Genomic DNA, 12,221 nt, shown 5'->3' with positions numbered 1-12,221 from the left:
CCCTCTGCCGGGCAATGGCACGATGGGACACATGAACATCATGCTCTTCCACTCGACGTACGGGCTGCGGCCCGCGGTGCACGCGGCGGCCGACCGGCTGCGTGCCGCCGGACACCGGGTCCAGGTGCCCGACCTCTTCGAGGGCCGTACGTTCGAGACGTTCGAGGAGGGCGTGGCCCACCTGGAGGAGGTGGGCCGCGACGAGCTGCTCAAGCGGGCGGTGCTGGCCTCGGCGCCCTTCTCCGACCAGGGTCTGGTCTACGCCGGTTTCGACTTCGGCGGCTCCGTCGCCCAGCACCTGGCGCTGGCCGACGACAAGGCGCGCGGGCTGCTGCTCCTGCACGGCACGGCGGACCTGGAGGACGACGCCTCGGCCGACGAGCTGCCGGTGCAGCTGCACATGGCGGACCCGGACCCCTTCGAGACGCACGACTGGCTGACCGCCTGGTACCTGAGGATGCGGCGGGCCGGGGCCGACGTGGAGATCCACAGCTACCCGGGTGCCGGGCACCTGTTCACGGACCCGGACCTGGACGACTACGACGCGGACGCCGCCGGGGAGCTCTGGCGGGTCGCGTTGGCGTTCCTCGACAGCCTGTAGGGACGCGGACGGGGCCCGGCGCCGGGAGCGCCGGGCCCCGTCGTGTGCGGAGCGGTGCGCGCGATCAGGCGCGGTAGGCGCTCCACATGCTCTTCATGCGCGACACCTGACCGGCGGTGAACTGGTACATGCAGGAGTCGTACGTGTAGTCCATGAAGTTGTGGATCGGGTCCACGCCGGCCTTGCTGGTGCAGGAGTCACGGCCGGTCGGGCACTCGAAGGCCGCGCTCTTCTCCGCCGGGGTGTCGGAGACGGAGTCGCCGCTGCCCGAGCAGCCGCCCTGGAAGGTGTGGTACAGGCCCATCCAGTGGCCGACCTCGTGGGTGGCGGTGTCGCCCTCGTTGTAGTTGGCGGAGGAGCCGCCGGGCAGCGAGGAGTTGAGGATGACCACGCCGTCCATCTTCGGGGCGGAGGCGTAGGAGCTCGGGAAGGTCGCCCAGCCGAGCAGGCCGCCGCCGAGGTTGGCGGTGTAGAGGTTGAGCGCGTTCTTGCCGCCCTTGCGCAGGGCGTTCTTCATGTCCGTCTCGGCCTGGGTGCCGTCGGAGACGTTGTACCAGGTGGCGTTGTCGGTGTAGTCCGTGCCGGCCAGGGAGAACTGGAAGCCGGAGTCGACGTTGCCGTTGCCCTGGCCGCTGTAGGCGGCGTTGAGGACGTTGATCTGGTTGGTGATGTCCGTGGCGGTCAGCTTGCCCTGGGTGCCGTTCGTGATCACGTGGACGTACACCGGGATGGTGGTGGCGGCCGCCACGGAGCTGATGCCTTCGCGGGCGCCGTAGACCTGCTGCGGCGACAGCTGCATCTGGCTGAGCTTCTTCGTCAGGTCCGCGTCCATGGCCTTGGTCTGGGTCTCGGACAGCTCGTTCGGCTCGGCCGCGTGGTTGCCCTTGGGCTTCGCGACACGGGCGTTGGCCGGGGCGGAGCCCTGCTCGGCACAGGCCTCGGCGCCGGTCTTGGGGGCCGCGGCGACGGAGGTGGGGGCCGTCAGCGGGGCGAACGCCAGGGTGGAGGCCAGGACGGCCGTACCCATGAGGCGGCGGCGGAGAAGGGGGGATATGCGGGCAACAGCGCGCACGGTGACTCCTCGGCAAGCGTGGTGGGGGGTGAGGTATTTCCTCACGCTGGCCGGAAGTTTATGTGTGCATGTCATTCACTTCGCAAGTACCCGGAAGTTAAAGATTTGTTGCCTGGGGTGCATCCGGGGCTCCTGGTCTGCACCAGGAGCCCCGTTGTGCAAGAGATTTGACGGTTCGTCAGGGCAATCAGCGGACGGGCTGGTCGACCCGCTCCACCTTCTGCGTGCCGTTCAGGGTGCGGTACGAACGGGCCCAGGACGAGGTCGCGTCCTGGCGCCGCTTGTCCGAGACCACGTAGTAGTCCATCTGTGAGCGCTCGGCCGTCACGTCCAGCACGCCGTAGCCGTGCGAGTCCATGTCCAGCCACTTCACGTGCCAGTTCGCGGCCTTGATGGCCGATTCCGCCACCAGGGAGACCGTGTGCGGCAGCACGTGCAGTGTGTCGTCTATGTTGTCCGATGTCACCGAGGTCACCACGAACTCCGTCGCCACCGTGCCCGAACCCGGGTAGGTCGCCATGTTCACCGGGACGTCGTTCGCCCAGGCCATGTGGATGTCGCCGGTCAGGAACACCGTGTTCTTGATGTTCCGGTCCTTCAAGTGGCCCAGGAGCTCCTTGCGATCGTCCGTGTAGCCGTCCCACTGGTCCGTGTTGACCGCGAGGCCGCCCTCGGGCAGGCCCAGCAGGTGCGTCAGGGGCTGGAGCAGGTGCGCGGGCAGTGAGCCGAAGGCCACCGGCGAGATCATCACCGAGGTGCCGACCAGCTTCCAGGCGGCCGTGGAGCCCGCCAGGCCGGCCTTCAGCCAGTCCAGCTGCGCCCGCCCGGTGATGGTGCGGTCCGGGTCGTCCACCGCGCCGCTGCCGGCCTTGGCCTGCTCCGAGCGGAAGGAGCGCAGGTCCAGCAGGTGCAGGTCGGCCAGGCTGCCGAAGCGCAGGCGACGGTACACGGTACCCGCGATGGAGGCGCGCACGGGCATCCACTCGAAGTACGCCTGCTTGGCGGCGGCCGCGCGGGCCGCCCAGTCGCCCTCGGTCGCCGGGGTGTGGTTGGTGGCGCCGCCGGACCAGGCGTTGTCGGCGAACTCGTGGTCGTCCCAGATGGCCACGATCGGGTGGGCCGCGTGCAGCGCCTGGGCGTCGCGGTCCGTCTTGTACTGGCCGTGCCGGGTGCGGTAGTCGGCCAGCGTGATGATCTCGTTCTTCGGCTCGTGCTGGCGTACGACGTACTTGGCCGCCGGGTACTCGCCGGTCCGGTACTCGTAGATGTAGTCGCCCAGGTGCAGAACCGCGTCCAGGTCGGTGCGGGCGGCCAGGTGCCGGTACGCCGAGAAGTAGCCGGACTCCCAGTTGGAGCAGGAGACCACGCCGAAGCGCACGCCGTCGGTGTTCGCGTCCGTCGCCGGGGCGGTCAGGGTGCGGGCGACCGGGGAGACGGTGGCGCCGGCGGTGAAGCGGTACCAGTACGGGGTGTGCGGGCGCAGGCCGCGCACGTCCACCTTGACGGTGTGGTCGGAGGCGGCGCTCGCGGTGGCGGAGCCGCGCGCGACGACGCGGGAGAAGGCCTTGTCCTCGGCGACCTCCCAGCCCACCGCGGTGTCCGGGCCCAGGCCGGAGCCGGGGACGGCCTCGGGGGTGGGGGTGACGCGCGTCCACAGCAGGATGCCGTCGGGCAGCGGGTCGCCGGAGGCGACGCCGTGCAGGAAGGCGGGGGCGGACCCGGCCGCCCGGGCGGTGGTGGCGCCCAGGGCGATCGGCGCCAGGGCCGCCGTGGCGGCGGCGGCCAGGACGACCGTACGGCGGCGCGGGTTCGCCGCGCCCGAGGCGGAATCCGCCGCAGGGGAAAGGGGGGTGAGATGACTGGTCACGGGTGGTCATATTACTGATCGGTACGTGGCCGGGAACAGTCAATGAACGACAACGGGCGGGCGAACTTTGGGAGTTCGCCCGCCCGTTATCGGCGGTAATGCGGAGGAAGGGGCCGGCTGCCGGCCGGTCAGCCCGCGAGCGCCTTGTCGATCGCGGCGGTGAACGCCTCCGGAGTGGCCGGGGTGTCGATCTTCTTGCCGTCCATCTTCAGCGTCGGGGTGCCCGTCACGCCGGACTTGTCGAAGGCCTTCGACATGTCCATCGCCCACCGGTCGTAGGTGCCGTCCTCGACGGCCTTCTTGAACTCGGCGTTGCCCTTGAGGGCCGGGACGGTGTCCGCGACCTTCAGCAGGTAGTCGTCCTTCGCGAAGCTGTCGACCCGCTCGTCGGGGTGCAGCGCCTTGGAGTAGAGGGCGGCCTTGTAGTCGAGGAAGGCCTGCGGGCTCACGTTCAGCGCCGCGCCCAGGGCGCTCAGCGCGTTCTTCGAGCCCTCGCCCTTGGCGCCGTTGTCGATGAAGGTGGCGCCGAAGTAGCGGAGCTTGAACTTGCCCGCGTCCACGTCCTTCTTGACCTGCTCGCCGACCGACTGCTCGAAGGCGGCGCACGCCGGGCAGCGGGGGTCCTCGTAGAGCTCCAGGGTCTTCTTCGCCTCGGGCTTGCCGATGACCACGGTCAGGCCGTCCTCGCCCTCGGTGTTCTTCGGCTTGACCAGCGTGGCGGTGGCGGCCTTGTCCCAGTAGCCGGGCTGGTTGGACTGAACGACCGCGTAGCCGATGCCACCGGCCAGGGCGAGGGCGGCGACGACGCCGGCGGCCACGAACACCTGGCGGCGGGCCTTGTCCTTCTTCGCCTGCTTCTCGCGCTCGACGCGCAGCTTCTCGCGGGCGGCGGCCTTGTTCTGCTGGCTGTTGCGGGAACTCATGGTGATCTCCGTGGGAGGTGGGGTGGGAGGGGACTGTCCTGCGTACGGTCAGGCGCTCGCGAGCGCCGTCCGTTCGGGAGGTCCCCGCCGGCCCACGGAGTGCGCGGGGAAGCGGGTGCGGGCCGCCGCGCCGGGATGCGGCGGGCGCAGCGCCCGCCGGGCCCGGCCGGGCCCGGCCGCCACCGAGGCGGCGGCCAGCAGCAGCGGCCGGAAGGCGAAGGCGGCCACGGCCCGCAGCAGCCGCACCAGGGCCTGCTCGCCGCGGCGCAGCCAGGCGGCGGCGAGCAGCCCGACGCCGACGTGCGCGCCGAGCAGCAGCCAGGGCGTCCACGGCCCGGGGGCGGCCAGCAGCGCGGCCGGATCGCCGGCGGGCCCGGCCACCTCGGCCAGCCGCCCGCCCACCGGGTCCCCGCCGCACAGCCCGTCCAGGCCCAGCGCGTGCAGCGGTCCGGAGACCGGTCCGCCGGCGGGGCCGTAGCAGACGCGCTGCCCGGCGGTGAAGACCGTGTCGGCCGCCAGCTCCAGCGGGACCAGCAGCCCGGCGATCGGCCCGAAGCCCCGCTCGCGGCCGGCCAGGGAGTAGGCGATCGCGAAGACCCCGGCGAAGGCGCCGCCGATCAGCGCGGGCGGCAGCGGCACCCGGGACAGGAGCACGTGGGAGCCCGCCGAGAGCAGCACGACGAGCGCGCTGAACAGCGCGGCCCGCAGCCCCCGGATTCTCGCCCCTGATATGTCCATCGTCGCGAGTCTGCCACGGGTTCCTGTGAGGGTGCGGGGACGGGGTGCCCTGTCGGCCGGATCCCGCCCCGCCCCGCCCCGGCCCACCCGGGCCCCGGGCCGGCCCCGGCCCCGGCCCGGGCCGGGGCCCGGGCGCGGGGCGGCGCAGGCGCCCGTGGTGTCGGGCCCGGAGGGTCTACGGGGTGATCCGGCCGTTGCGGAAGAGGTCCACGAAGATCTGGTGGTCGGCGCGCGCCCGGGCCCCGTAGGCGTGGGCGAAGTCGACCAGGAGCTTCGGGAAGCCCTCCTCGTCGGCGGCGATCGCCGCGTCGATGGCGCGCTCGGTGGAGAAGGGGACCAGGGAATGGCCGCTCTCCGCCTCGTCGGCCGAGGCGTGCATGGTGGCCGTGGCCCGGCCGAGGTCCGCGACCACGGCCGTGATCTCCTCCGGGTCGTCCAGGTCCGACCAGTCCAGGTCCACCGCGTACGGGGACACCTCCGCGACCAGCTGCCCGGCCCCGTCCAGCTCCGTCCAGCCCAGCCACGGGTCGGCGTGCGCCTGGAGGGCCCGCTGGGAGATCACCGTGCGGTGCCCCTCGTGCTGGAAGTACTCGCGGACCGCCCGGTCGGTGATGTGCCGGGAGACGGCCGGGGTCTGCGCCTGCTTGAGGTAGATCACGACGTCGTTCTCCAGGGCGTCGCTGTGCCCCTCCAGCAGGATGTTGTACGAGGGGAGCCCGGCCGAGCCGATGCCCACGCCCCGCCGGCCCACCACGTCCTTGACCCGGTAGGAGTCCGGGCGCACCAGCGACTCCTCCGGGAGGGTCTCCAGGTACCCGTCGAAGGCGGCCAGCACCTTGTAGCGGGTGGCCGCGTCCAGCTCGATGGCCCCGCCTCCCTCGGAGAAGCGGCGCTCGTGGTCGCGGATCTCCGTCATCGAGTCCAGCAGGGCGACGCGGGTGCGGGCGCGGGCGTCGCGCAGGGCGCCCAGGAGGGGCCCCTCGGCGGTGTCCAGGGTGAAGGAGGGGAGCTCTGACACGTCAGAGCTCCTGGCGCCCGTCGCCAGCTGGTGGATGCGCTCGCGGTAGGCGGCCGCGTAGGTCCGCACGAGGGAGCTGATCTGCTCGTCGCTGAGCGCCTTGGTGTAGCCGATCAGGGCGACGGAGGCGGCGAAGCGCTTGAGGTCCCAGGTGAAGGGGCCGACGTAGGCCTCGTCGAAGTCGTTGACGTTGAAGACCAGGCGGCCGTTGGAGTCCATGTACGTGCCGAAGTTCTCGGCGTGGAGGTCGCCGTGGATCCAGACCCGGCCGGTGCGCTCGTCCAGGAAGGGCCCGCCGTGCCGGTCGTGCTCCAGGTCGGCGTAGAAGAGGCAGGCCGTGCCCCGGTAGAAGGCGAAGGCCGAGGCCGCCATCTTCCGGAACTTGACCTGGAAGGCCGAGGGGTCGGCGGCGAGCAGCTCCCCGAAAGCGGTGTCGAACACATCGAGTATCTGCTCGGCGCGCTGCTCGTCGGTCGTCTCGGGAACCGCCATGGCGGATGCCTCCTGGTGAACGGGGTGGTACGGGGTCTGACCGACTGGACGTCGGACGTGTGTTCCTGGTTCTGCAAGGCCCGACCGTATCGCTCCGTGCCCCGGATCTGTCACTCGTGGGACGTAGGATTCATAGCTGCCGCCCCTCTCTCCTCCGGAGGCCCCCACCGTGTCCAAGACGCCGTTCACGCACCTGCACGTCCACACCCAGTACTCGCTGCTGGACGGTGCCGCTCGGCTGAAGGACATGTTCGCCGCCTGCAATGAGATGGGCATGTCGCACATCGCCATGTCCGACCACGGCAACCTGCACGGCGCGTACGATTTCTTCCACTCCGCCCAGAAGGCCGGGATCACCCCGATCATCGGTATCGAGGCGTATGTCGCCCCTGAGTCCCGGCGCAACAAGCGGCGCATCCAGTGGGGCCAGCCGCACCAGAAGCGGGACGACGTCTCCGGCTCCGGCGGTTACACGCACAAGACGATCTGGGCGGCGAACAGCACCGGCCTGCACAACCTCTTCCGGCTGTCCTCCGACGCCTACGCCGAGGGCTGGCTGACCAAGTGGCCCCGCATGGACAAGGAGACCATCGCCCAGTGGTCGGAGGGCCTGATCGCCTCCACCGGCTGTCCCTCCGGCGAGGTGCAGACGCGACTGCGCCTCGGTCAGTTCGACGAGGCGATCAAGGCGGCCTCGGACTACAAGGACATCTTCGGCGAGGGCCGCTACTTCCTGGAGCTGATGGACCACGGCATCGAGATCGAGCGCCGGGTCCGCGACGGCCTGCTGGAGATCGGCAAGAAGCTCGGCATCCCGCCGCTGGTCACGAACGACTCCCACTACACGTACGCGCACGAGGCCGCCGCCCACGACGCCCTGCTCTGCATCCAGACCGGCAAGAACCTCTCGGACCCGGACCGCTTCCGCTTCGACGGCTCCGGCTACTACCTGAAGTCCACGGACGAGATGTACGCCATCGACTCCTCGGACGCCTGGCAGGAGGGCTGCGCCAACACCAGGCTGGTGGCGGAGCAGGTCGACACCGAGGGCATGTTCACGTTCCGCAACCTCATGCCCAAGTTCGACATCCCGGAGGGCCACACCGAGGTCAGCTGGTTCCGCGAGGAGACCATGCGCGGCATGCACCGCCGCTACCCCGGGGGCATCCCGGAGGACCGGATGAAGCAGGCCGAGTACGAGATGGACACGATCATCTCGATGGGCTTCCCCGGCTACTTCCTCGTGGTCGCCGACTTCATCATGTGGGCCAAGAACCAGGGCATCGCGGTCGGCCCCGGCCGAGGCTCCGCGGCCGGCTCGATCGTCGCGTACGCCATGGGCATCACCGACCTCGACCCGCTCACGCACGGTCTGATCTTCGAGCGCTTCCTGAACCCCGAGCGCGTCTCCATGCCCGACGTCGACATCGACTTCGACGAGCGCCGGCGCGTCGAGGTGATCCGGTACGTGACGGAGAAGTACGGCCAGGACAAGGTCGCCATGATCGGCACCTACGGCACCATCAAGGCCAAGAACGCGATCAAGGACTCCGCGCGCGTCCTGGGCTACCCGTACGCGATGGGCGACCGCCTCACCAAGGCCATGCCCGCCGACGTCCTCGGCAAGGGCATCCCGCTCTCCGGCATCCTCGACCCCTCGCACCCCCGCTACGGCGAGGCCGGCGAGATCCGCGGGATGTACGAGAACGAGCCGGACGTGAAGAAGGTCATCGACACCGCCCGTGGCGTGGAGGGCCTGGTCCGCCAGATGGGCGTGCACGCTGCCGGCGTGATCATGTCCAGCGAGACGATCACCGACCACGTGCCCGTCTGGGTGCGGCACACGGACCAGGTGACCATCACCCAGTGGGACTACCCGAGCTGCGAGTCGCTCGGCCTGCTGAAGATGGACTTCCTCGGCCTGCGCAACCTCACGATCATGGACGACGCCGTCAAGATGGTGAAGGCCAACAAGGGGATCGACATCGACCTCCTGGCCCTCCCGCTCGACGACCCCAAGACCTTCGAGCTCCTCGGCCGCGGCGACACCCTCGGCGTCTTCCAGTTCGACGGCGGCCCCATGCGCTCCCTGCTGCGCCTGATGAAGCCCGACAACTTCGAGGACATCTCCGCCGTCTCGGCCCTGTACCGGCCGGGTCCGATGGGCATGAACTCGCACACGAACTACGCCCTGCGCAAGAACAAGCAGCAGGAGATCACCCCGATCCACCCGGAGCTGGAAGGGCCGCTCGAAGAGGTGCTCGCGGTCACCTACGGCCTGATCGTCTACCAGGAGCAGGTGCAGAAGGCCGCCCAGATCATCGCCGGCTACTCGCTCGGCGAGGCCGACATCCTCCGCCGCGTGATGGGCAAGAAGAAGCCCGAGGAGCTCGCCAAGAACTTCACGATCTTCCAGGAGGGCGCCCGGAAGAACGGCTACTCCGACCAGGCCATCCAGGCCCTCTGGGACGTCCTGGTGCCCTTCGCCGGCTACGCCTTCAACAAGGCCCACTCGGCCGCGTACGGACTGGTCTCCTACTGGACCGCCTACCTCAAGGCGAACTTCCCCGCCGAGTACATGGCGGGCCTGCTCACCTCGGTCAAGGACGACAAGGACAAGTCCGCGATCTACCTCAACGAGTGCCGGCGCATGGGCATCAAGGTGCTCCCGCCGAACGTCAACGAGTCCGAGTCCAACTTCGCCGCCCAGGGCGACGACGTGATCCTCTTCGGCCTGACCGCCGTCCGCAACGTCGGCCAGAACGTCGTCGACTCGATCATCAAGACCAGGAAGTCCAAGGGGAAGTACTCCTCCTTCCCCGACTTCCTCGACAAGGTCGAGGCCGTCGTCTGCAACAAGCGCACCATCGAGTCGCTGATCAAGGCCGGCGCCTACGACGAGATGGGCCACACCCGCAAGGGCCTGGTCGCCCATCACGAGTCGATGATCGACAACGTGGTCGCCGTCAAGCGCAAGGAGGCCGAGGGACAGTTCGACCTCTTCGGCGGAATGGGTGACGAGGAGAGCAGCGAACCCGGCTTCGGCCTCGACGTGGAGTTCTCGGACGTCGAGTGGGAGAAGTCCTACCTGCTCGCCCAGGAGCGCGAGATGCTCGGCCTCTACGTCTCCGACCACCCGCTCTTCGGCCTGGAGCACGTCCTCTCCGACAAGACGGACGCCGGCATCTCCCAGCTGACCGGCGGCGAGCACGCCGACGGCGCCGTCGTCACCATCGGCGGCATCATCTCCGGCCTCCAGCGCAAGATGACCAAGCAGGGCAACGCCTGGGCCATCGCCACCGTCGAGGACCTCGCCGGCTCCATCGAGTGCATGTTCTTCCCCGCCACCTACCAGCTCGTCTCCACCCAGCTGGTCGAGGACACCGTCGTCTTCGTCAAGGGCCGCCTCGACAAGCGCGAGGACGTCCCCCGCCTGGTCGCGATGGAGATGATGGTCCCCGACCTCTCCTCCGCCGGCACCAACGCCCCCGTCGTCCTCACCATCCCCACCGTCAAGGTCACCCCGCCGATGGTCACCCGGCTGGGCGAGATCCTGCGCCACCACAAGGGCAACACCGAGGTGCGGATCAAGCTCCAGGGACCGCGCACCACCACCGTGCTGCGCCTCGACCGGCACCGGGTCCAGCCCGACCCGGCCCTCTTCGGCGACCTCAAGGTGCTGCTCGGCCCGTCCTGCCTGGCCGGCTAGCCCGGACGGGCGAAGAGCCCGCCGCACGCACGGGAAGGGGGCCCGCCCCGGCACTGCCGGGGCGGGCCCCCTTCCGCTCCCACCGCTCGCGCGGAGGCGTCAGTTGTGGCCGAAGCGCTTCGACTTGCTCTTGTGCGCCATGTCCAGCGGACTGGGCGACTGCGACGGGCGGTCGGCCGAGGTCTCCGTCGAGCCCTTGGGCATGTCCTGCCCGCCCGAGCGCGCCTGCTGCTTCGCCGGCTGCTTCTGGTTCTTGTTCTTGGCCATGGGATGCCTCCGTGGGGGGTGTAGGGGCCAGGGCCGCCTTCACCCTCACACACCGCAACAAAGCGCGCATTTTGGATCATTGTCGTCCGTAGCGGCCCCTCCTGCGGCTCCGCCCGGCAGATACGCCACGCCGGTGATCCAGTTCCGGCCGTCAACGCCCTTGCAGTCGGGCAGACTCGGGGAAAACCTGTCGAGGACCCCCACGGAAGAGGGTGGAACGCGTGGACCGCTGCGTCGTCCTGGTGGATGCCGGATACCTGCTGGGCGCCGCCGCGAGCCTCCTCGCGGGTGAACCCTCGCGCTCCCGCATCACCGTCGACCACTCCGCCCTCATCCAGGGCCTGCGCGAGCGCGCCGAGGCCGACACACAGCAGCCCCTCCTGCGGATCTACTGGTTCGACGGCGCCCCCGACCGGGTGCCCCAGCCCGAGCACCGCCGACTGCGCGTCATGCCCCGCGTCACCGTCCGCCTGGGCGCCCTGACCCGCAGCGACGGCCGCTGGGCCCAGAAGGGCGTCGACGCCGCCATGCACGCCGAGCTCACCGAACTCGCCCGCAACCGCGCCTGCTCCGACGTCGTCCTCGTCACCGGCGACGGCGACCTGCTGCCCGGGCTGATGTCCGCCAAGGAACACGGGGTCGCCGTCCACCTGTGGGCCGTCCAGGCCGCCGACGGGGACTACAACCAGTCCGAGGACCTCGTCGCCGAGGCCGACGAGCGCCGCGTCCTGGACCGCGCCTGGATCACCCGCGCCGTCCGCGCCCGGGACCTCGCCGGGCTCTGCGCCCCGCCGCCCGCCCCGCGCCCCGAGATCGCCGCGATCCTCTCCGCACCGCTGCCCGAGGCCGCGCTCGCCGAGGCCGCCCGCAATGGCGCCCCGCCCGCCACCGCACCCCCCGCGACCGGAGCGCCGGCCGTCCCGGCACCCGCCGGCGAGGGCCCCAAGCCCTCCGTCCCCACCCCCAAGGACCTCGCCGCCCTGCGCGCCCCCGGCCCGGGGCACGCCGCCGCCCCCGCCCCCGCCCACACCACCGCCAGTCCGGCCGGCAGCGCCCTGCGCTGGTCCTCCGACAAGGGCTGGATCGACCGCCCCGGCCCCCTGGGCGAACCCGCCGAGACCGCCTCCCTGCCCACCCTGGCCCAGCTCACCAGCGCCGAACAGCGCTGGGCCGACCGCGAGGAGGACATCACCACCGTCGGCGGCGACCCCTTCGAGGTCGGACAGGTCTTCGCCCGCCGCTGGATGGAACGCCTCCCGGAACCCGTCCACCTGCAGAAGCTCGCCACCATGTACCCGCGCGTCCCGCACCGCATCGACGGCGAGCTGCTGCGCTACGCCGCCCGCTTCGGGCTCCTCGCGCACAAGGACGACCAGATCGACGAGCACGACCGCTACGCCATCCGCGCCGGGTTCTGGAGGGAGATCGACGTGCGCGCCGCGGCCGAGCACGTGGGCGGAGCGGGGGCCTCCGTATCCGTGGCGCCGATGACCCCGGCGGCCGAGTAGGGGCGGAAGCCGCGTAGGCTGCTCCC

At 70.6% G+C, this 12,221-nt stretch carries 9 protein-coding genes; 3 read left to right on the top strand and 6 right to left on the bottom strand.

Going from position 1 to position 12,221, the window contains the following annotated elements; genetic code table 11:
- Positions 1-22 precede the first annotated feature (22 nt).
- Complete coding sequence (locus tag ACFY15_RS12250; protein WP_390825437.1) at positions 23-601, top strand: dienelactone hydrolase family protein; 579 nt, start codon at positions 23-25, stop codon at positions 599-601.
- Positions 602-665: 64 nt separating this feature from the next.
- Here the strand turns inward: ACFY15_RS12250 and ACFY15_RS12245 are convergent, their stop codons facing one another.
- From ACFY15_RS12245 to ACFY15_RS12225, 5 genes are all read right to left on the bottom strand, one after another.
- On the bottom strand, positions 666-1,628 hold the full coding sequence (locus ACFY15_RS12245; RefSeq protein ID WP_390685960.1) for a zinc metalloprotease: 963 nt from the start codon (positions 1,626-1,628) through the stop codon (positions 666-668).
- Between the two features lie 232 nt (positions 1,629-1,860).
- Positions 1,861-3,540: an alkaline phosphatase D family protein gene (locus ACFY15_RS12240; protein WP_390685728.1), complete on the bottom strand. Its 1,680-nt coding sequence runs from the start codon at positions 3,538-3,540 to the stop codon at positions 1,861-1,863.
- A 128-nt stretch (positions 3,541-3,668) separates the two neighbouring features.
- The gene (locus ACFY15_RS12235) at positions 3,669-4,463 is read right to left on the bottom strand and encodes a DsbA family protein (RefSeq protein ID WP_390685729.1); all 795 of its coding nucleotides are present in this window, start codon (positions 4,461-4,463) and stop codon (positions 3,669-3,671) included.
- Positions 4,464-4,511: 48 nt separating this feature from the next.
- Positions 4,512-5,201, bottom strand: a complete 690-nt coding sequence (locus ACFY15_RS12230; RefSeq protein ID WP_390685730.1) for a hypothetical protein — start codon at positions 5,199-5,201, stop codon at positions 4,512-4,514.
- 175 nt (positions 5,202-5,376) lie between these two features.
- Complete coding sequence (locus tag ACFY15_RS12225; RefSeq protein WP_390825436.1) at positions 5,377-6,711, bottom strand: DUF2252 domain-containing protein; 1,335 nt, start codon at positions 6,709-6,711, stop codon at positions 5,377-5,379.
- A 169-nt stretch (positions 6,712-6,880) separates the two neighbouring features.
- On the opposite strand from ACFY15_RS12225, the gene dnaE reads away from it, so the two are divergent.
- Entirely contained in the window at positions 6,881-10,420 is a 3,540-nt protein-coding gene (gene dnaE, locus ACFY15_RS12220) for a DNA polymerase III subunit alpha (RefSeq protein ID WP_390685732.1), read from the top strand.
- Between the two features lie 99 nt (positions 10,421-10,519).
- Here dnaE and ACFY15_RS12215 read toward each other — a convergent pair whose 3' ends face one another.
- Positions 10,520-10,687, bottom strand: coding sequence for a hypothetical protein (locus tag ACFY15_RS12215; protein ID WP_390685733.1), 168 nt, complete (start codon positions 10,685-10,687; stop codon positions 10,520-10,522).
- 212 nt (positions 10,688-10,899) lie between these two features.
- Between ACFY15_RS12215 and ACFY15_RS12210 the strand changes: the two genes are divergently transcribed.
- Positions 10,900-12,195, top strand: a complete 1,296-nt coding sequence (locus ACFY15_RS12210; protein ID WP_390825435.1) for an NYN domain-containing protein — start codon at positions 10,900-10,902, stop codon at positions 12,193-12,195.
- Positions 12,196-12,221 lie beyond the last annotated feature (26 nt).

It is taken from the genome of Streptomyces sp. NPDC001373 (genome assembly GCF_042895815.1).
Lineage (GTDB): Bacteria > Actinomycetota > Actinomycetes > Streptomycetales > Streptomycetaceae > Streptomyces.
This window is presented reverse-complemented; position numbering and strand designations above follow the sequence as displayed.